This window comes from Acaryochloris thomasi RCC1774 (assembly GCF_003231495.1).
GTDB lineage: Bacteria > Cyanobacteriota > Cyanobacteriia > Thermosynechococcales > Thermosynechococcaceae > RCC1774.
Map to the genome: position 1 here is coordinate 194,524 of NZ_PQWO01000003.1, position 19,606 is coordinate 214,129.

General features: G+C 49.5%; 18 protein-coding genes and 2 tRNA genes. 9 read left to right on the forward strand and 11 right to left on the reverse strand.

Annotated elements, in window-relative coordinates; genetic code table 11:
* Positions 1-7: 7 nt before the first annotated feature.
* Positions 8-409, reverse strand: coding sequence for a hypothetical protein (locus tag C1752_RS29205; protein ID WP_233501413.1), 402 nt, complete (start codon positions 407-409; stop codon positions 8-10).
* Between the two features lie 63 nt (positions 410-472).
* A complete protein-coding gene (locus C1752_RS06515; RefSeq protein ID WP_233501417.1) occupies positions 473-1,378 on the reverse strand; it encodes a serine/threonine protein kinase in 906 nt (301 codons plus the stop codon).
* 299 nt (positions 1,379-1,677) lie between these two features.
* Between C1752_RS06515 and C1752_RS06525 the strand changes: the two genes are divergently transcribed.
* Positions 1,678-1,986 carry an addiction module antidote protein gene (locus C1752_RS06525; protein ID WP_110985250.1) on the forward strand — a complete coding sequence of 103 codons (309 nt, stop codon included), beginning with the start codon at positions 1,678-1,680 and terminating at the stop codon, positions 1,984-1,986.
* Positions 1,987-1,996: 10 nt separating this feature from the next.
* Here the strand turns inward: C1752_RS06525 and C1752_RS06530 are convergent, their stop codons facing one another.
* On the reverse strand, positions 1,997-3,700 hold the full coding sequence (locus C1752_RS06530) for an ABC transporter ATP-binding protein (RefSeq protein WP_110985458.1): 1,704 nt from the start codon (positions 3,698-3,700) through the stop codon (positions 1,997-1,999).
* Between the two features lie 376 nt (positions 3,701-4,076).
* Between C1752_RS06530 and C1752_RS06535 the strand changes: the two genes are divergently transcribed.
* Entirely contained in the window at positions 4,077-6,896 is a 2,820-nt protein-coding gene (locus tag C1752_RS06535; RefSeq protein WP_110985251.1) for an alpha/beta fold hydrolase, read from the forward strand.
* 143 nt (positions 6,897-7,039) lie between these two features.
* Here C1752_RS06535 and katG read toward each other — a convergent pair whose 3' ends face one another.
* Complete coding sequence (gene katG / locus C1752_RS06540) at positions 7,040-9,271, reverse strand: catalase/peroxidase HPI (RefSeq protein ID WP_110985252.1); 2,232 nt, start codon at positions 9,269-9,271, stop codon at positions 7,040-7,042.
* 390 nt (positions 9,272-9,661) lie between these two features.
* Between katG and C1752_RS06545 the strand changes: the two genes are divergently transcribed.
* Positions 9,662-10,087 (forward strand): Fur family transcriptional regulator, encoded by a 426-nt coding sequence (locus tag C1752_RS06545; RefSeq protein WP_110985253.1) that lies wholly within the window; start codon positions 9,662-9,664, stop codon positions 10,085-10,087.
* Positions 10,088-10,153: 66 nt separating this feature from the next.
* On the opposite strand, the gene C1752_RS06550 is transcribed toward C1752_RS06545, so the two are convergent.
* Positions 10,154-10,939, reverse strand: coding sequence for a hypothetical protein (locus C1752_RS06550; protein WP_110985254.1), 786 nt, complete (start codon positions 10,937-10,939; stop codon positions 10,154-10,156).
* A 59-nt stretch (positions 10,940-10,998) separates the two neighbouring features.
* Here C1752_RS06550 and C1752_RS06555 point away from each other — a divergent pair, with 59 nt between their 5' ends.
* On the forward strand, positions 10,999-11,886 hold the full coding sequence (locus C1752_RS06555; protein ID WP_339373370.1) for a S66 peptidase family protein: 888 nt from the start codon (positions 10,999-11,001) through the stop codon (positions 11,884-11,886).
* Positions 11,887-12,564: 678 nt separating this feature from the next.
* Here the strand turns inward: C1752_RS06555 and C1752_RS28885 are convergent.
* Positions 12,565-13,152, reverse strand: coding sequence for a hypothetical protein (locus C1752_RS28885; RefSeq protein WP_199464308.1), 588 nt, complete (start codon positions 13,150-13,152; stop codon positions 12,565-12,567).
* Positions 13,153-13,471: 319 nt separating this feature from the next.
* Between C1752_RS28885 and C1752_RS06565 the strand changes: the two genes are divergently transcribed.
* A complete protein-coding gene (locus tag C1752_RS06565; protein WP_110985256.1) occupies positions 13,472-13,753 on the forward strand; it encodes a 4a-hydroxytetrahydrobiopterin dehydratase in 282 nt (93 codons plus the stop codon).
* Between the two features lie 6 nt (positions 13,754-13,759).
* On the opposite strand, the gene C1752_RS29850 is transcribed toward C1752_RS06565, so the two are convergent.
* Complete coding sequence (locus C1752_RS29850; protein ID WP_110985257.1) at positions 13,760-13,939, reverse strand: chlorophyll a-b binding domain-containing protein; 180 nt, start codon at positions 13,937-13,939, stop codon at positions 13,760-13,762.
* Between the two features lie 810 nt (positions 13,940-14,749).
* On the opposite strand from C1752_RS29850, the gene nadA reads away from it, so the two are divergent.
* On the forward strand, positions 14,750-15,709 hold the full coding sequence (gene nadA / locus C1752_RS06575; protein ID WP_110985258.1) for a quinolinate synthase NadA: 960 nt from the start codon (positions 14,750-14,752) through the stop codon (positions 15,707-15,709).
* A 67-nt stretch (positions 15,710-15,776) separates the two neighbouring features.
* On the opposite strand, the gene C1752_RS06580 is transcribed toward nadA, so the two are convergent.
* A tRNA-Leu gene (locus C1752_RS06580) sits at positions 15,777-15,858 on the reverse strand.
* Positions 15,859-16,127: 269 nt separating this feature from the next.
* Here C1752_RS06580 and C1752_RS06585 point away from each other — a divergent pair.
* The gene (locus C1752_RS06585) at positions 16,128-16,346 is read left to right on the forward strand and encodes a DUF2949 domain-containing protein (protein WP_110985259.1); all 219 of its coding nucleotides are present in this window, start codon (positions 16,128-16,130) and stop codon (positions 16,344-16,346) included.
* A gap of 108 nt (positions 16,347-16,454) precedes the next feature.
* Here the strand turns inward: C1752_RS06585 and moaC are convergent, their stop codons facing one another.
* Positions 16,455-16,997: a cyclic pyranopterin monophosphate synthase MoaC gene (moaC, locus tag C1752_RS06590; protein WP_110985260.1), complete on the reverse strand. Its 543-nt coding sequence runs from the start codon at positions 16,995-16,997 to the stop codon at positions 16,455-16,457.
* 33 nt (positions 16,998-17,030) lie between these two features.
* Between moaC and C1752_RS06595 the strand changes: the two genes are divergently transcribed.
* Positions 17,031-17,104 (forward strand) — tRNA-Arg (locus tag C1752_RS06595).
* Positions 17,105-17,202: 98 nt separating this feature from the next.
* On the opposite strand, the gene coaBC is transcribed toward C1752_RS06595, so the two are convergent.
* Positions 17,203-18,408, reverse strand: coding sequence for a bifunctional phosphopantothenoylcysteine decarboxylase/phosphopantothenate--cysteine ligase CoaBC (gene coaBC, locus C1752_RS06600; RefSeq protein WP_110985261.1), 1,206 nt, complete (start codon positions 18,406-18,408; stop codon positions 17,203-17,205).
* A 246-nt stretch (positions 18,409-18,654) separates the two neighbouring features.
* Positions 18,655-18,867, reverse strand: a complete 213-nt coding sequence (gene isiD / locus C1752_RS06605; RefSeq protein ID WP_110985262.1) for a protein IsiD — start codon at positions 18,865-18,867, stop codon at positions 18,655-18,657.
* Between the two features lie 221 nt (positions 18,868-19,088).
* Here isiD and C1752_RS06610 point away from each other — a divergent pair, with 221 nt between their 5' ends.
* The gene (locus C1752_RS06610; protein WP_110985263.1) at positions 19,089-19,604 is read left to right on the forward strand and encodes a DUF4330 domain-containing protein; all 516 of its coding nucleotides are present in this window, start codon (positions 19,089-19,091) and stop codon (positions 19,602-19,604) included.
* Positions 19,605-19,606: the final 2 nt, after the last annotated feature.

The window sequence follows — 19,606 nt, forward strand, 5'->3', positions numbered from 1 at the left end:
CCAGACCCTAGTAAGACTGTTCTAGAAACACGTTTAATTCCTGGATAATCCATTCTTTCTCGCAATCGCTGAGCCTTGCACCAAATTTATACGTTTGGTTACCAACATAAATCGTGCAGACCTTTGTGGATGGACCGCTGTAACCAGGAGTTGTCTGGAGTGCAACCTTCTTTAGCTTATTTACGTTGCCTTGAACTTTTCTTTTGAGAAAGAAGAACTGCCACTGAAGTTGAAATTTTCGTTTATGAATCCATAGGCGTGTGCAGCCAGAACTCCAATAGAGCAAGCGTATCCCCATTCCTAAGCCAGCAAGCAAAAACGGGATTAAAAATGGGACAGGTGAAAAAAACAAGGTGCCACCGGAAAGCCAACTGCAGAGATAGACAAAAAGAAAGCCATTCCACACCAAGGTGAAAGTTGCGAGAGATAATGTTTCCCCCCGTAAGCCCGTTGATGGAATAGTTAGCAGCAGTCATGCGTTTGTTCTCTGAAGCTGAACCAAGCTACCAACGGGTTGACTCAGTTCACCTCTTGTCAAAACGGGGGCCATGAACCGAAGAGGAGCTTGGTCTAATGCATTTAATGCTTCCTGTGCGGTCGGAAAGCGATCTTCAAGATGGGGGTTGATCATTTGATCAAGCCAATCTGCAAAGCTTGGCTCAATTTGCCCCTGTAAATGTTCTCTAAACAACAGCTTGAGGCGCTTCTGCGGAAGATCTCCTGGACAGATATGAGTCAATAAAAAGAGTAGAGTTGCTCCTAAAGCATAAAGATCAGTTGCACCATAGGCTTGTCCTTGTAATTGCTCGGGTGCCATATAACCGTAGGTGCCTACAATCGTACTGCCGTGAACTGTTGTGTTGCGAAGCACAGCTTGAACAGCTCCAAAATCTACCAGATGGATGTGACCATCATTGCTATACACAATGTTTTGGGGCTTAATATCCCGATGGACAACGGGTGGCGTTAAACCATGCAAATAAATCAGGATGTTGAGAGTCATACGAGCAATGCGTTGAACCTCAGCCGGATTTGGACACCAGCCTTCTTCAATGAGAGTCGCCAGCGACTTGCCTGGAGCTAAAGCTTGGGCGATATAGAAGAGGCGATCATGCTCACTATCAATCTGGAAGTAATTCAAATATTGAGGAATCGCGGGATGCTTCAGACATGAGAGTACTTGAGCTTCACGTTCAAACAGCTCCAACTGCTTCCAATTCTGCATCCCTCGGAAGGACATAGCCTTAAGAGCTACCCGCTGATAGGTCTCAAGATCCTCCACTTCATAGGTTGTACCAGAACTGCCCTGTCCGATTAGAGTAACGATGCGGTAGCGGCCAAGGACAATCTCATCGGCAGAGTGCAGGGTCTTCAACACAGCAGGTCTCAGTTTTGCCAGAGGTGGCGGTCTATTCTAAGTGTGCCTTGGCAGCATAGAAATCTTTCAGCTTGAACCCGTTGAAGAATATATATTTTATGCTCTAGAGATGCCAAGCTGCTGGCACAGCTCTTGTGAAGATTTCATTGAAAAATAGAGCTTCGTCGGCTTTGGACCGGGATATCGTATCTACTTTGGGCAAGTTGATGGCTTCATCGTCGTTCTGCTTTGTGGCGGTGATAAAAGTACCCAGAAACAGAATATAAAGAGCGCTATCGCATTGTGGGAGCTTTACCGTAATGAAATTGAGAGATATCTCCGAGACTTTTGAGGCAGACCTGCAAGACTCTGAGTTTGTTCAGGTGTATTTAGAGGAAGCCATGCATGATGGCACACCTAATCTTCTCGTAGCTCTACGAAATGTAATTCAGGCCAATGAGGGCATGGCAGACATCGCTCAAGAAGTCGGTGTCGGGCGTGAAAGTCTATACAAAACTCTCTCAGAAACTGGGAACCCCCACTTTGCAACGATAGAGAAAGTAATCAAGGCTCTGGGACTGAGATTGACTATCGCTCCAGCGGCAATGGCGAAAGCTTCATCAATCTGATCTCTTCTGCTTAGCGAAAACAACTAGCCACCTCAGCAGGGGTTAGCAAAGGATAATCTTTCTCTGTCAGTCGGCCTAGATGCTGCGCTAGCAAAACAGCTTGGGGAGGCGCTAAGAAAGTAGATTTCAGAATCTCAGTCTGGTGGTAAGCCTCTCGCAGTGACGTATCAAGCAAGACTGTCCCCTGCCCCATAATGACGGCCCGCTCAGCATAGTCTGGCATTAGATGCAGATGGTGAGTAATTACAATCAGCGTCTTGCCCATCTCATGAAGCTGCCGACTCACCTCCAAGATTGCATTGGCTCCGCGATCATCCTGACCAATAGTGGGTTCATCCAAAATGATGATCTCTGGCTCCATTGCCAAGATGGCAGCAATCACGATCCGGGCACGATCGCCCTTCGGCAGCGAAAGCGGATGAACCTGACGCTCTTCGAGCAAATTCATCGCAGCTAAACTCTCCGTCGCTCGCTGCTGAATCGTTCCCGAGTCATAGCCTAGATTCCGCAGCGCATAGGTGACTTCTTTCTCAACGGTAGAGTTAAAAATCTGGTTGTCTGGATTCTGCGCCACATAGCCAATCCGGCGCGCTAACTCACTCATCTTTAGCTGCGCGGTGGACTGCTGCCCCAGCATTACGTTCCCAGACGTAGGCTTGAGCAAATTGAGAAAGTGCTTCACTAGCGTGCTTTTACCGGCTCCGTTCTGGCCAGCAATCAACAGATATTCACCCGGAAAGATGTCCAAAGAAATATCCGTGAGCGCTTGCGTACCGTCAGTATAGGTATGGCTTAAATTCCGCACTGAGATTTGGGGGGGGGCACCTCTGGGAGAAGACTTCTCAGCTTTCGGGGCTGGAGATAAGTCCCGCAGACGGATCAATTTCTCTAGAGCTTCCAGGCCCTCCGAGAGAGTGACAGGCATCTCTTGCAAGGCCGGTTCATTAATCTGGGCCATCGTCTGCGTCACCTGAGGGGGCCGAAGTCCCAGAGACTGCAAAGGCGCAAACTGACCATAAATTTCTGAGGGCGCTCCGGTGACCTGAAGTTGCCCGTCAGAGAGCAGCGCAAGGCGATCTGCGTAGGTTGCCATCTCTTCAGCGGCGTGGCTGACCATGACGACGGTGACGCCTAGGGTTTGATTAAGATGCTTGACGGTGGCGAAGACTTCTTCGGCCCCAACAGGGTCAAGCTGGGAGGTCGGTTCATCAAGAATGAGGAGATCGGGCTGGAGGGCTAGGGCAGATGCGATCGCAAGTCTCTGTTTTTGCCCCCCCGACAAATCCTGCGGATGCTTATCTTCCGTCCCTTCCAATCTCACCGCTGCCAACACGCGGGGAATCCTAGCTCGAATCTCAGGCGCTGGAACCTTGAGATTCTCTAAGGCAAAGGCAATTTCATTTTCTACTGAGGTCGCCGTGAGCTGTACTTCAGGATCTTCGAAGACAGCGGCAACGTGTCGCGCAAGATCGCTAATCGGATGGCTGAGGGTATCTTTGCCTGCGATGGAGATGTGACCGAAAAAACGACCGCCATAGAACTGCGGCACAATTCCATTGAGCGTCAGGCAAAGGGTGCTTTTCCCCGCTCCTGTGGGGCCAATGATACCTAGAAACTCTCCTCGATAGATCTCTAGGGAAATATCTTTCAGAACCGGGGCTGTGGACTTGGGATAAAGGTAGTAGACATTTTTGAGGGTTGCGATCGCATCCATAGCCACAGGGGTTAAGGGGAAGTCAATAGCATGATCGATCTCAGCGGATAAATGCAACTCAAAGGACTGTGAGCCTAGATTTTGCTGACTGGGAGTCTCTGTCAAAACAGAGCATTGTTTCCATCACAGGAAATAAACAATGATCAACCCAACTCATTCCCGTTCACATTATTTAATTCCTCCTTATTAGTTTTTAACGATTTCAGCACAAAATATGGGAGAAGATGAACGCGAGGATAAAAGCAAGCTGTTTTTCCCTATATTTTATTAGCGAAAAATCATTGAAGCCGACATTTTTGAGTTTCTCACCCGTCCCATTTCTATAGATATCTGCAATGACCCTTGTTAGGCCAGTCCATAACATCAGGTATTTGCTATGAGATTTTCTGAGAGTTTCAACGGTATTCTGTCCAAGAAATATTTTCAAGAAAAGCATCAAAAAAATTCAAGATTAAATCAAGAAGTATTTAAAGAATCCCCAAATTCATTTGGAAAGTATTATCGAGGTCTAGGTCATGGAAGTGCTGCAGTCCTTGCTCAACAATTATCTACTTCTCCCTCTACAAAGAAAGTCTCTCTACCCAATTTCAAAGGAAAAGGACGAGAAATTTTCTCTCGCCGATTTGATCCTGAACGGCTAAATATCGCTGAGCAGCAGCTAGGCTTTTCTGATGAATACAGTGCCCTCATCAGAAGAATAAAGAGTGCTCTGAGCTTAGAAAATCGTCATGACTTAAGGGACTCTATTGTCCAAGTCGACAAAGAGCTATCACAGAAAAACCCTCATCAGAACACACCACAACAACAGATAGCCTTTGAAGGATTTCCCTATCTTTCAAATTTTGTGGAGCTATCCAACGATCTCAACATTCACTATCTAGATGAAGGGAGTGGAGATCCCATCGTTTTACTTCATGGAGTCCCCACATCTTCTTACCTCTGGCGAGATATTATTCCTGAATTAGCAACAAGAGGACGAGTGATTGTTCCAGATCTAATCAATTTTGGGCTTTCAGACAAAACAGAGGATCCACTTAGTTTCGTTGAGCATGGCCAACTTTTTGGTGAATTCGTCGACACCTTAGACCTTGAAGACATTACCTTTGTAGGTCATGACTGGGGTGGTCCGATTGGATTAAACTACATTGTTGATAATCCTGACAATGTGGAAGCACTGGCATTCTTTGAGAGTCCCATCGTTCCTTTACCAAATGTTGACGCCCTCAGAGCATTACCGGGTAATTTTTTCGATACTTTTATCGACCCTGCAAACAGTGCATCCAATATTGTTGATGAAAATTTATTTATCGAAGGATATTTATTTAATCCTGAGTTCGGTGGGGTCGCGGAAAGCCCCACCGACGCGGAGAAGACAATTTACAGAGATCCTTTTTCAAATGCGGAAGATAGAGATCAGCTCCTTTCTTTTCCACTAGAGATACCACTCCTAAATACAACCGGTCATCCCGTCTATGATCCTGATGGTGTAGGTGGCTTACCTCCTGAACCCGTTCCGAATATTGCCGAGTTTTTGAACTTCGCGAACTACCTAAGTACAACAGATATTCCTCGACTGCTCATCGCCGGAACACCAGGCTTTGCTCCAGCAGACGTGGTCCTTCCCCTTGCTGAAGCCATCCCTGGTCTTGAGGTACAGACCGTGGGAGATGAGATCAACAATCCGGCCTTTCACTTTTTACAAGAAGATGTACCAGAGCAACTGAGCGAAGTTTTAGGAGCATGGATTGATTCGACAAACGCTCCTCCTGAACCTGAACCGCCCTCAGCAACAACCTTACAAATTACCGTAGAGAACTTAGCGCCGGAAAATGGCATTGGCTTTGCGGCCCTATGGTTTGGCCTCCACGATGGCAGCTTTGATACATTCAACCCTGACGATCCAGCTTCAGAAGCCCTAGAGTTCCTGTTTGAAGATGGTTTAGTCGGCTTAGAAGAGGCTGTCTTGCCTGGGATTTTAGAAGACATAATTGCCGCCGGTCTAGATCCAGCTCAATTGCCGCTGTCTATCCAACAGGCGTTGACTTTAGGGCTAGATTTACCGACGCTACCTCCTCCTCCAGGAACGCTCGCGGGAGAATTCCTCCTCGATCCTGCAGGCGCAAATGGTGGAACACAGGGGATGGTAGTAACCAGCATCAGAACCAATCCGGAACTGTTTGACTTGCTCGACGACCCGAGTGCCTTCCCCCAAAATGTTTTAGACAGTGTCACGAACCCATTCTTCTTTATCCAAGCCTCGGGAGAGACTGAAACCTTTACGGTCACACTCAACGGCACACCAGAGGAAAATCGCTACTTCAGCTTTGCCTCAATGCTGTTCCCCACCAATGATGGCTTTATCGGCAATGATGATCCTGAAGCGATAGAAATCTTCGATGCGTCAGGCAATTTCGTCGGTGCAGATTTTATTGTGACGGGTGCAGATGCCTGGGATGGTGGCACAGAGGTTAATGACGAAGCTCCCGAAAGCCTCCTTTATACCTTCGAAGCATTTGGAGACGGTATTGATGAAGGTGGAACCATTCAACCTTTCCCTGGTTTTCGGCCTCCGGGTGATGGAGGAGCCTTAGACTTTGAATTCAATGGCAATCTAGTGGCTGAGAATGCTGATTTTTCCAGTACAGACCCAATTGCCAGAATCACTGTTACAGCGGTCGATGCGCCAGAAGTGCCGACTTCACCAGAGCTTGAGCCAGATTTTGGCACCGATGGTGACGACATTTTAGAAGTCGCCAATAGCAACGAATTAGTTTTTGCAGGAGCTGGCAACGATTTAATTGATGCTTCCCCTAGTCAAGGGGGAAATCGTATCTTTGGCGGGGCCGGGAACGACACCTTTATCTTAGGGACAGGAGATGTCTCGGCGGGTGGAGAAGAGAACGATCGCTTCTTCAATCAAGCTGGCGGTGAGAATCAGGTCGCTGGGGGAACCGGGGCGGACCAATTTTGGATAGCGGTGGCGGATCTACCGGGCGTAGCTTTGGTGATTACTGATTTTGAGCTAGAGGCTGATGTGATTGGTATCGCAGGGATTGGTGCGTCATCTGCGGCTGACTTAAGTTTTAGTCAGGAGGGTGATAGCGCAATCATTAGTTTCGGCAATACGGATTTAGCGGTTTTACGAGGTATTGAGAGCAATAGCCTTGAGCAAAATGCAACCTTTGCATTTGTCTGAGGATGGTGGTTTAGGGTTGCGATCGCAACCCTAAAAGAGAACCTGAAGAATAGCTGCCAGAGTGATGGAGATAAGCCGTTCAATATAGTTCAAAGGTCAGTGAGGCTTAGAAAGCCTCACTGACCGACACCGTTCCGAGAACGCTAGGCTAAGTCAAAGCGATCGAGGTTCATCACCTTGTCCCACGCTGCCACGAAATCGTGCACAAATTTCTTCTGAGAGTCCGCACAAGCATAGACTTCCGCGAGGGCGCGGAGTTGAGAGCTAGAACCAAAGATTAGATCAACACGAGTACCGGTCCACTTGAGTTCACCCGTTGCGCGATTGCGTCCCTCAAATACATCTTCAGCCTCAGAAGTTGCCTTCCAGGTCGTGCCCATATCGAGCAAATTCGTGAAGAAGTCATTGGTAAGACTCTCAGGCCGCTTCGTAAACACACCGTGCTGACCCTCGACATTCGTATTTAAGACGCGCAGGCCACCGACAAGGACAGTCATCTCCGGCGCAGACAGCATCAGCAACTGCGATCGATCCAGCAATAACTCTTCCGCAGAGACAGGGTATTGCCCCTTGAGGTAGTTACGGAACCCATCCGCGAACGGCTCAAGAACCGCGAAGGAGGCCACATCGGTCTGTGCCTGCGAGGCATCCGTGCGTCCTGGCTTAAAAGGAACCGTAACGTCATACCAACCCGCCTTCTTCGCCGCCTGCTCAACGCCAGCACATCCACCCAGAACGATTACGTCTGCAAGCGAAACCCGCTTGCCGCCAGACTGCGAGGTGTTGAAGGTTTGCTGAATCGCCTCCAGAGTCTGTAGCACCGTTGCCAACTGAGCAGGCTGGTTGACCGCCCAATCTTTTTGTGGCGAGAGACGAATGCGCGCCCCATTTGCACCGCCGCGCATGTCAGATCCCCTGAACGTTGAAGCCGAGGCCCAAGCCGTCGAAACGAGCTGGGAAACCGATAGACTCGTTGCCAGAATTTGACTCTTAAGAGCAACGATATCTTGCTCATCAATCAGCTCATGCGTAGCTGCGGGAATCGGATCCTGCCATGCAAGCTCCTCTGCAGGAACCTCTGGACCCAGATAGCGCACGCGAGGCCCCATGTCACGGTGGGTCAGCTTGTACCAAGCCCTAGCGAAAGTATCGGCAAACTGATCTGGGTTCTGAAAAAAGCGTCGCGAAATCGGCCCATAGAGGGGGTCCATTCGCATCGCCATATCCGCTGTCGTCATCATTGGCGCATGGCGCTTCGACGGATCGTGGGCGTCGGGCACCGTATTGGCACCCGCGCCCCCCTGAGGTACCCACTGATTAGCACCCGCAGGACTTTTCGTTAGCTCCCACTCATAGTTAAATAGGTTCTCGAAGTAATTGTTGTCCCACTTCACTGGATTGGTGGTCCAGGCACCTTCGATACCGCTGCTGATCGTATCAACGCCTTTGCCCGTACCAAAGCTACTTTTCCAGCCAAGACCTTGCTCTTCAATACTGGCTCCTTCTGGCTCACGACCAACATGTGCATCATCGCCAGCACCGTGGCATTTACCAAAGGTGTGTCCACCCGCAACGAGGGCAACGGTTTCCTCATCGTTCATCGCCATTCGCCCAAAGGTTTCGCGAATGTCTCGTCCAGACGCAACTGGGTCAGGACGACCGTTCGGCCCTTCGGGATTAACGTAGATGAGACCCATTTGCACGGCACCCAGCGTCCCTTCGAGTTCGCGATCGCCTGTATAGCGCTTGTCGCCTAGCCATTCGGCCTCAGTGCCCCAGTAAATATCTTCTTCGGGTTCCCAGATGTCTTCGCGACCACCAGCAAAGCCGAAGGTCTTGAGTCCCATCGACTCTAGGGCGCAGTTGCCGGTGAGGATCATCAGATCGGCCCAAGAGATTTTCGCACCGTATTTTTGCTTGATCGGCCATAGCAGCATACGTGCCTTGTCGAGGTTGGCGTTGTCAGGCCAACTGTTGAGAGGCGCAAAGCGCTGGTTGCCGGTACCTGCACCGCCACGACCGTCACCGATGCGGTACGTGCCAGCGCTATGCCAAGCCATCCGAATAAAGAGCGGTCCATAGTGGCCGTAGTCAGCGGGCCACCAGTCTTGGGACGTGCGCATTAGTTGAAAGATATCTTGCTTCACAGCCTCTAGGTCAAGGCTCTTGAACGCTTCAGCGTAGTTGAACGCCTCACCCATGGGATTAGATTTGGAGGAGTGCTGATGGAGAATATTCAGGTTCAGCTTATTCGGCCACCAGTCTCGGTTAGACGTGCCACCGCCAGCGGTGAACTTTAGATCTCCGCCCATAAACGGACATTTACTTGCGCTGCCATTTGTGCCGCCACTTACGCCGCCAATAGTGCTAGTCATAGTATCGCCTCTCGTGTATTGCAATGTGGATGCTGGGGACTGCGAACCGACAGCCTCTTCGAGCGGTTGTGCCTCGCCAACAACAGGAGCTGACGCTGGAGACTGACTCACAAACAATCCGAACCTTGAAAACAGTGTTAGCACACGCTTAATAACAGCCACACAGCCCTCTCTATTGATTCACTCACTTTTGAAGCAGGGTATCCTGCTCTTATCCACTTATATCAGAATAGTTCTAACTTAAGAGTAAATAAACAAAAATAATTATTCAGATTTAAGTTTTACTCAGAAAGATGAATATCTGTAGACTAGAGAAGTGGGGCTTGTTATAATAAATCCTTAAACTTACGCATTGAGGTGGGGTTTAGCGCGTCTCCGGAGGAATCATCGATGCAGCAAACGGCAGATAGAATTGTTCAGCAAATGAAGTCGAAGGGATTGCGGGTAACGCCCCAACGCTTTGCAGTCTATGCCCACTTACTGGCGCGTTCGGACCATCCGACGGCAGAGCAGATTTCAAGTCATCTGAATCAAGACGTACCGACCTCTTCTCAGGCAACTGTGTACAACTCGCTCCAGGCCCTGCGAGAGGTGGGACTGGTGCAAGAGGTTCTCTTGGAAGAAGGAGTTTGCCGTTATGATGCCAACATTGCCCCTCACCACCATTTTCGATGTCAGTCCTGCGGTGTAATTGAAGATATCGCCTGGGAAAAGCTCCAGAATTTAGAATTCAAGGGGCTGCGCTCAGGATTGCAGGTAGAGAATTATGAGATCACCGTGCGTGGATATTGCGATTGCTGCAGCCCTAGAAGGTAAGCAACAGCAATACATCACCCACAAGCTACCCTGGCAGACCTTTGCATCATTCAATGCTTGGCAAGGTTAATAAAGAGCAGCGGGTGGCTTAATCAAAAAGAGCACCCGCAACCCAGTAATCACCCGTGCACCAATTAGCGTCCCAACGACACAACGCACGACCTGCTCAAAAGGAATAACCGGAATCAGCGTAATCCAGATCTCCTGGGGCCAGTTGAAAACCGCATAGGAAATACTCATCTGGAACAGATGCGCGACGCCTCCAGAAATCCAGGTTCCTAAAACTAGGCCCATCGCCAACTGGATCAGATCAGAACTTTGCAGCCAGCGGCCCACCAGCTTACGAACAGGCAAAATCAGAAAAATCAAAGCTGACCAGTCAATAAAAGTGCCAGCAACAAATATTTTGAGGTCTACCCCATTCTGAATCACAGCCCGAGCCGCCAGAAATAAATAGGCCGGTACTGCAAAACCCACCAAAATCCAGCACCACCAACCCCGCCGTGCCCCCATTAAGCCAGCAGCAAGACTCGCAACAGCAGCCCCTCCCACCGTCAGCGGCAAAATCCCAGCCGTATAGGGAGCCAAAAAGGCACCGATAAACGTGCCAATACTGCAGGCCACAGCCCCTGCTACTGGTCCTAATAAAAAGCCAACTAAAGGTAGAATGCCGCTGCTCAAGGGAATCGCGCTCACAGACGTCCCCAGGGTCACCGAGAACGGAATAAACGAGAGCGCCGTCACCACAGACGCCAGCACAACAATATACGCAATCGGCGTGCCATCAATCGAAGCACTCCCCAAAAAGCGAACCTCACGCTCCTCAGCCTCGGGGGGAATCTGACCTGTCATCGCACCACACTTTTCCGCTAACCTTTGGGGAAGCGTAACACTATATTCTCAGCTCCGCCGTGCAACTTTGTCTGCGACCGACTCCCCTCAAACCCGGAGACCGCCTTTGGGTGACGATGCCCAGCGGTCCCCTACGAGATCCAGACCCCTTTCATAAAGGAATCGAGATGTGGAGGGATCGTGGCTATCAGATCGATCTATCCCCCAGCTATAAGCAGCAGTGGGCTTACCTCGCAGGCACAGACCCAAAACGGCGGGCCTCGCTTGAACAAGGACTGAGAGATCAGCGATACCGGGCGATTCTCTGTGGCCGGGGTGGCTATGGCGGTGCCCGACTGCTCGAAACATGGAAGTGGCCTGCTGTACCGGAAAAATGGCTGATTGGCTTTTCCGATATCACCAGCCTACTCTGGAGCTTGGCACAAACCGGCATATCTGGTGTTCATGGCCCCGTTCTCACAACGCTAGCCCAAGAGCCAGACTGGTCAGTACAGCGTCTATTTGACTGGGTTGAAGGTCGAGCCATCGCTCCGCTCAAGGGCGCTGGCTGGGGCGGTGGCCGTACCACCGGTAAACTTCTGCCAGCCAATCTAACTGTAGCCACTCACCTGCTTGGGACTGCCGTGCAGCCTGATTTATCCGGTGTCATTTTAGCCTTTGAAGACGTAGGCGAAGCTCCCTATCGCATCGACCGCATGCTAACCCAATGGCGAATGACGGGGGCACTACAGTCCATCCGAGGAATTGCTCTCGGGCGGTTCAGTGACTGTGAGAATCCAGGGGAAGAAACCGTTACAGAAACATTACGCGATCGCATCGGCGACTTGGGCATTCCAATCGTCGCGGACTTACCCTTTGGCCATCAAGGTGCCAACGCAGCACTTCCGGTTGGCGTAATGGCGCATCTTGACGGCAACCAAGGAAGTCTTGAAATTGACAGCACTTAGGCTCACCAAACCTTAAACACCTGTCTCAAAAGAGATCTTTGTGTTTACCCAATCCACTGAACTTCATCTTCGTCAGGTGACTAGATTCGAGTCGTTTTCGCTTGCGATAGAGTAACCTTCGCGTCTAGTTTAGGATCCAGCTGAATATTGCTCTTTTCACGCTGAGATGGGGCGGAATGCTTTTTCATTAGCATCCCCGCAAAGCATTCTTCAGGGAATAAATGGAGCAGGAAAAAATCCAGCGTCGGCTGCTTCATCAGCCCGAGCAAAACGACGGCTGTTATCGCTGCTCACAACAGATGCGCTCAACTTGGTCTGTACTCAACAATGCTGCAGCTCACCCAACCAAAGCTTATGGACTTGACCAAGCAAATTGGGCCACTGCTCAACGAAGAAATCAGCTGTCTCCTATTTGAGCTAGCCGCGAAGGGCTAAGATCTCTCCAAAGAGCAGATTGGCATAAGAAGATTCGTCATGAGCTGCGACTTCAATCCGTGCCTCAGAAATCAATTCAGCCCTCAGCAAAAGCTTACCCAAGCGGCGAGGAGGACTCGATTTTAAACCTACCTAGGCTTTGTGATTTAGCGATAACGGCGCACACCACCTTATAAAGGCCCTTTCTTAGCTCAGCAGAAAACTCGAGGCAAATTAGAGAAAGTAATGGATGTGGTGAGCAACTTACTGGATCTGCTCGTTGGGAGAAGTCGTAACAGGCTGCAGTTCAGGCTTGGCTGTGGAGGACTCTAAACTTACCTGGTAGACCTGCCATACGGCGGTACCGCCTAATGCCGTCATCGTGCATAGTAACAACCCCGAGAGAATTTTAATTTGACTGCGAAGCTGCTTGATCTCTCGAACCTGTGAGCGAGGAATTGCGCTTTTTTGAAGTAGTGCGGCTTCAGAATTATCAGATGACACGACTTCAGCAACGGATGGAACAGGCTCCGGATCCGGATCCGGCCGGAGCGAAACCTTGGACTGTAGCCAATTGACGATAAGAGTCGGGCAATTCTTCTTAAACCACCTTAGAGCAAGAACTTTTGCAGCTGGTTTCGACATTCCAGCCAAAGTGCGGGCAACACGATTCTGGCGCTCTCCAGTTACTTTTTGGTTAATTAGATTGACGGCACCTACGTCGTATAGACAACCAATAATTAATTTCAAGGTCGTCTCTTCATTCTCGACTAAATGATTCAGCAGCAGCAAAACGTTCTGCATTTGCTCTGCTTCTTTCTGACGATCCTTGGATATTTTGTCGATGGCCATGGGTCTACTGAGAGTGACGTCTTTAGTATGGAAGAAGAGCCATCAGTTTTCTTCGATGGCTGTTGGCCAACCCTTAGGCCGACCGCAGGACTGACGCTCCTCTCTCACAGACTCAGAAAACATCGCATAGCCTCAACCTGCTCCATAGAGCTGTCTACAAGCCAATGTATGCAGATCTAACTCAATATATAGGAACCATGGAACCTACACCTACCTGATTGTAGACGCACCTCAAATTTTTGAGCAAGATTGAAGGCCAAGCTTTGTATCCCCTACCATAAGGGAAGATACAACCCTACTCTCTTCGAGAAGAAATAGCATGCCTGTACGACTTGACAAAGCAGCCATCACAGAAAAGACATCCACTTTACCAGACTGGAAAACGGATGGCGAAACCCTTCACCAAACAAAAAAATTTCAAGACTTTGTAGAAGCGATCGCATTTGTCAATAAACTTGTATCGCCAGCTGAAGCAATTGGCCACCACCCCGACATCAGCATTAGCTACAACAAAGTCTCAATCACAATCACAACGCACGACGCGGGAGGACTAACTGAGCTGGACTTTCAACTCGCTCAGACAATTTCTAATCTAGTCTAAACAGACCTACGACCAAGCCAAAACAGCAAACAACACCAAAAAGAACCCCAGCATCGCTAGGCGGCCGTTCCAGAGCTCTGCATTGCGGGTCCATCCCCACTTCCATGCTTCATGATGCTCAACGGCTGCAGCCTCCACGACAGAATTTGACCTGGGATTGGCTTGGGTGGATAAGTTAGTGTACATGAAGCAACTCTTAAACTGCAGTAGAAAGACAAAATCGGCAACAATTGCGGCAGCAGCTAAGCTGACACCGAAACCGCTTAAACTATCTTAACAAATTTATGTAAACTTGCTTACCCAGCGCCAAGCGTCGAACACGGAAGCAGAGATTAGTGCATTGACATCAGATAAAGATAAACCCCTAGCCGTCTGCTTGGCTAAGGGTTTGGTGGGGTTGCTTAACCGTGGGGGTACACTGCTAAGCGTTATCTACAATTTAGCCTCCACTTGTGAAGAAGTCGGGAAAAAATCAGCCCATCTAACAGTGCACGTATTCATCAAGACTATTTAGTGGATGACATCAGGCAATACAGTAACTGAAATCAATATTGGCAAAATGAAGAACTACCCCAGCTCAACGGACTACGGCTAAAGTTAAACCCCTAGCCGTCTGCTTGGCTAGGGGTTTGGTGGGGTTGCTTAACCGTGGGGGTACACTGCTAAGCGTTATTTACTAATTTAGCCTCCACTTGTGAAGAAGTCGGGAAAAAACGGGCAGAACAAGAGAGAAAGTTAAACCCCTAGCCGTCTGCTTGGCTAGGGGTTTGGTGGGGTTGCTTAACCGTGGGGGTACACTGCTAAGCGTTATTTACTAATTTAGCCTCCACTTGTGAAGAAGTCGGGAAAAAGCCAAGCCTTGCAAATCGAAATTGATACTGAAGCAACCTTCAGATTGTTCTAAATGCATAGAGTCAATCAATAACGGTCTATTTTGGTGAAAACGACTATAATTAAAATAGTCAAAATTTAACCTAGCCATAAAGGTATTGAGACGTGTTTACTGCTCTTCGTTCGTCGGACACTGCGCTGCCCTTAGACTTAGTCTCAGCAATTCAAGAACTCAAGCGCGAGCTCAACGCCGTAGTTTTAGCTCACTATTACCAAGAGTCTGAAATACAGGATGTTGCGGATTACATCGGTGACTCCTTGGGATTGTCTCGACAGGCAGCCAGCACCGATGCCGATGTGATTGTCTTTGCTGGCGTTCACTTCATGGCGGAGACCGCGAAGATTCTCAATCCAAATAAGCTAGTACTGCTGCCGGATCTAGAGGCGGGTTGCTCTTTGGCAGATAGCTGCCCTCCCGATCAGTTTGCAGCTTTTAAGGCCGTTCACCCCGACCATTTGGTGATCTCTTACGTCAACTGCACTGCTGCGATTAAAGCAATGAGCGATATTATCTGTACTAGCTCTAATGCCGTACAAATTGTGCAGCAAATTCCTGCAGAACAGCCCATTATCTTTGCCCCCGATAAAAATCTGGGTCGGTATGTGATGGCTCAGACCGGACGAGATCTGCTGCTTTGGGACGGAAGCTGTATTGTGCATGAGACTTTTTCTGAACGTAAGCTTATCGATTTAAAAGTTCAGCATCCTGAGGCAGAGGTTGTGGCCCACCCTGAATGTGAACCGACAATTTTGCGCCATGCCCATTTTGTGGGGTCGACAACAGCACTGCTCAACTACACGCAGCAAAGCCCCAAACAGGCGTTTATTGTGGCGACTGAATCCGGCATTTTGCATCAGATGCAGAAGCAGGCTCCAGGGAAAACCTATATTCCCGCCCCGCCAACACAGAATTGTGCCTGTAATGAATGTCCCTATATGCGCCTGAACACTCTAGAAAAGCTTTATACGGCCATGAAGGAACGCTCCCCTGAGATTACTTTGCCTGAAGAGGTGCGTGTTGCGGCTCTAAAACCAATGGAGAGAATGTTAGAAATGAGTGCTTGATTCAGCCCCAAAACATGGGGCAATAACTAACACCCCCCGCAGCTCAAAAGCTGCGGGGGGTATTTGATGCGGATGGCGAGAATCGAACTCGCAAGGCTTACGCCACACGCCCCTCAAGCGTGCGTGTCTACCAATTCCACCACATCCGCTCGCAATTTAACTAGCGATTGAGTTTCAGAACTCTAGGCTAGTTCAGAAGCTCAATTAGTATACCAACATATTTCCAGTCCTGACCGCCATTTTGGGCGATGCTGTAGCGACATCTGCGAAATATACGTATGTAGGGAGTTTGAAGGCTGATGGCAACCGTCAAAAGTTCAGTGGTTTCCCCTTGGGCAATCTACTTGGGAGTGGCGATAGTGGTGTGAACAGGTTATTTCACCTCTTTTGAACACATCTATTCTTCCCAGGCTCCCAAATGTCAGTTTCTTTACAGCAGAAGTTTATTGAGTATCTACAAACCGAGCTAGATATACCGACTAACTCCATTACGGTTGTGCAGCGCTGTAGTGGCTACTGTCCAGGTCAGCTCCACATGCTCCTTTGGCAGTATGGGTTGATTACGCTGCAGCAGCTAGAACGAATTTTTGACTGGCTAGAGACGGCTGCGATGCCTGCGGTACCCGCAGAGCTATAGAAATCGTCAGAAGTTGAGCGATTCAATAAATATTGAGTGAAAAACAGTACGGTCCCCTCATGATCTGCTCTTGGTCTGTTTCGAGGGTATGAAAGATGATGCTCAACGTCAGATTTTAGAGGTATGCCACTCTCCTGATTTCCCGCCCTGTTTGTGCAATAGATGAATGTTCTCAATGCGGATCGATTTTTCCAGTGCTTTGGCCATGTCGTAGAGGGTGAGTGCAGCAATCGAAACAGCGGTCAGTGCTTCCATCTCTACGCCTGTCTCTGATTTCGTTTTCACGATTGCTTGAATAACATAGCCCGAGCGTTGGGCATCAGGGGTAATCTCAACCTTAATTTTCTGCAGCGGTAGGGGATGACAAAGGGGAATAAGCTGAGCTGTTTGCTTCGCTGCCATAATTCCGGCTAAACGGGCAGTGCCGAGAACATCGCCTTTGGGAGCATTGCCAGCTTCAATAGCGGCAAAGGTTGCCGCGGACATCAGGACTTGCCCCTGTGCGATCGCAACTCTAGCAGTCACCACTTTTTCGGAGACATCGACCATATGGGCCTGCCCCTGAACATCTAGATGAGTGAGAGTAGGAGAGTCATCATGGGGGGGCTGAAAGCCAGGCCCACCATTCCCCTCTGTAAATTCTGTTGTCATAGGTACAGCTATGGTAAGATGGAGTTCCTCTGAGGGCTTGTAGCTCAGTGGACTAGAGCACGTGGCTACGGACCACGGTGTCGGGGGTTCGAATCCCTCCTAGCCCGTTTGATTTGTCAGTATACGCTTTCCCCTTGATGTCGGTCAGATGTCTTGGGGGTTTTGCGTATTGGCCGCGTTTTTCAATTTTATTGCCGGCGAACCGCTATTCTAAATCCCGGATAAAATCTAAAAGCTGGTGAGCCATCGATAGCTTGCTACAGTTTGAAACTTCAAGCTGGCGACCGGTTTTATCAATCAGAGTGGCTTGATTCTGACTGCTGCCAAAGCCGCTGTTGGGCTGGTCTACCGGGTTAGTTGAGATCGCATCCAACCCTTTCCTCTGCAGCTTGTCTTTAGCCGGTGTCACAATATCTCCGGTCTGAGCCGCGAACCCAATCAGTCTCTGGTGGGGCTGTTTAAGCCGACTGAGTTCCGACAAAATATCAGGAATAGGCTCTAGAGCTAATGATTCTGGAAGTGACTTTTTGGGAAGCTTTGCCGTCGAGTATTGTGCGGGTTTAACGTCGCCGACTGCTGCTGCCATGATCGTCCAGTCTGCGGTGGGGAATACTTTTAGGAGTTGCGTTCTCATTTCCTCAGCCCCTCTCACCGCAACAGCATCAATATTTGAGACCCGCGACAACGGCTCCACCAACGGCCCATGCACCAAATGCACTCTTGCCCCGCGATGCCAAGCGGCCAACGCCAGTGCTACCCCCATTCTCCCCGTAGACGGATTACCAATAAATCTCACCGGATCGAGATGTTCACGGGTTCCTCCTGCACTAATTAGCAGCGTCTTACCCGCCAAATCTCGGATACCCTGCGAATGCTGAAGTGAAGCTAAATAGCTCAGTATATCTGCTGGCTCTACCATACGCCCCAAACCCACCGTGTCGCAGGCTAGTAAACCGGATCCTGGGCCAACAGAGTGATAGCGCGACTCTTGCTGCAGCTGCTCCCAATTTCGCCGTACTGAAGATTGCTGCCACATCGTCGTATTCATCGCGGGTGCCACTAGAATCGGACAGTCAGACGCTAAAACCGTATTCGTCAATAAATTATCGGCCAGCCCACAGACAAGCTTAGCCAGCGTATTTGCCGTTAACGGAGCCAAAAGCATGAGATCAGCCCAGTCCGCCAGCTCAATATGCAGAGGCCGTTCATGGATCGGTTGCCAAAGGCTCATATCGTCATAGACCGGGTAGCGGCAGAGCGTTGTCACCGTCAGCGGCGTCACGAATGCCTGAGCGGCCTCCGTTAGCATTACCCGCACCTCTACCCCAGACTTAACGAGGGTAGAAATAACCTCACACATCTTATAGGCCGCAATACCACCACCGATGCCAATTAGAATGCGTTGAGCCACAGTTTACCGTAGGAAAAGTTTCCCAAAAATATCAACTTGCTCCCCAGAAGCAGCAAACCAGCGAGATCATCCAGGGTTTGAAGACTACTCCTAGATACAAATCACCAAAGAAATTGCCTAAAAGGTGCCCCATCCCCCCTAGCCACCCTAAAAAGGGAATAAGAATCTAAAAATCACCCATCAAACGAGGGGTTTAGAGAGATCTAGCAAGGCTTGATATTAACCCTCAAGCCTCTCGCCCATCCTCTAGGACTCGTCAAAAGCTTCTAAGTCCAGCAGATGCATATAAGGTTCTGCCAACTCTGGCCGCTGAAAGGCAACAGCTCTTAATAGATGCCAGTCACCTAAAGCCGCAAACGGAGTTTCATAATCATCAGCATCAAGGCGCTGCGCTAGTTGTTCTACATCTGCAGTTGTGTAGTCGGTTAGCTGTGCTTGTTGGGTGTCAGGAACGCTCATAGGGTTGTGCTTCACTCACTGCTACTATCTTAAGATCAATATCCTCATGTGAGATCAAACTGTTACATCCAGCATCATCGCCCCTTGGTTGTGGGCGCAGCAATCTATTACTGCGTACAGCAGTCGTGATACTCTGACACCAGCAAATAGGGCACGGCCCCTCCACAGGCAATCACAAGCGCCACATTTGCATCAGATTATCGGCTAAGGATCAAAGCTTTATGGCAGTTATAGACGCGCAAGGTCGTTTGTTTGGCAAAGTTAACATCCTCGACGTAGGCGCGGCCCTTGTGATCTTGTTCGTCGTTTTAGGGATATTTGTCCTCCCTGGCAGTGGAGGACCCGTTATCGGGAATAGCGGCTCAAAAACCGTTGAGGTTGACGCCGTAGTCCTCGGTCTCAGCGCTCGCAATCCCAAAGAACTCATCAGGGCAGGTGATAAAACCAGCTTCATCATTCGCAATGCCCCAGCCGGTCAAGTCGATATCAAAAACGTTGAATTTCTACCTCGGAACCTGGCGATTACCCAGCCCGATGGCTCCGTTAAGCCTCTGCCCGATCCCAGGGTAGAGGCCCAATTTGTCTCAAACTTATTAATCACCTTAGAAGGCAAAGCCGAAGTCAAGGGCGACAATATTAAGCTGGGCGGCACAGACATCAAAGTGGGCGTCCCCGTCGAACTAGGGGGGCAACAGTACAACTTCAAAGCCAGCATCATTGATATCAGACCCCAATAACC

Bases quoted from the DNA above. Each gene is read 5' to 3' on its own strand.
- C1752_RS06525 (WP_110985250.1), top strand. From the start codon at position 1,678: ATGAAATTGAGAGATATCTCCGAGACTTTTGAGGCAGACCTGCAAGAC.
- C1752_RS29850 (WP_110985257.1), bottom strand. From the start codon at position 13,939: ATGTACACTAACTTATCCACCCAAGCCAATCCCAGGTCAAATTCTGTC.
- C1752_RS06585 (WP_110985259.1), top strand. From the start codon at position 16,128: ATGTCAGTTTCTTTACAGCAGAAGTTTATTGAGTATCTACAAACCGAG.
- katG (WP_110985252.1), bottom strand. From the start codon at position 9,271: ATGACTAGCACTATTGGCGGCGTAAGTGGCGGCACAAATGGCAGCGCA.
- C1752_RS06530 (WP_110985458.1), bottom strand. From the start codon at position 3,700: ATGGATGCGATCGCAACCCTCAAAAATGTCTACTACCTTTATCCCAAG.
- isiD (WP_110985262.1), bottom strand. From the start codon at position 18,867: ATGAGCGTTCCTGACACCCAACAAGCACAGCTAACCGACTACACAACT.
- C1752_RS06545 (WP_110985253.1), top strand. From the start codon at position 9,662: ATGCAGCAAACGGCAGATAGAATTGTTCAGCAAATGAAGTCGAAGGGA.
- moaC (WP_110985260.1), bottom strand. From the start codon at position 16,997: ATGACAACAGAATTTACAGAGGGGAATGGTGGGCCTGGCTTTCAGCCC.
- C1752_RS06565 (WP_110985256.1), top strand. From the start codon at position 13,472: ATGCCTGTACGACTTGACAAAGCAGCCATCACAGAAAAGACATCCACT.
- C1752_RS06610 (WP_110985263.1), top strand. From the start codon at position 19,089: ATGGCAGTTATAGACGCGCAAGGTCGTTTGTTTGGCAAAGTTAACATC.
- C1752_RS06550 (WP_110985254.1), bottom strand. From the start codon at position 10,939: ATGACAGGTCAGATTCCCCCCGAGGCTGAGGAGCGTGAGGTTCGCTTT.
- C1752_RS06535 (WP_110985251.1), top strand. From the start codon at position 4,077: ATGAGATTTTCTGAGAGTTTCAACGGTATTCTGTCCAAGAAATATTTT.
- C1752_RS28885 (WP_199464308.1), bottom strand. From the start codon at position 13,152: ATGGCCATCGACAAAATATCCAAGGATCGTCAGAAAGAAGCAGAGCAA.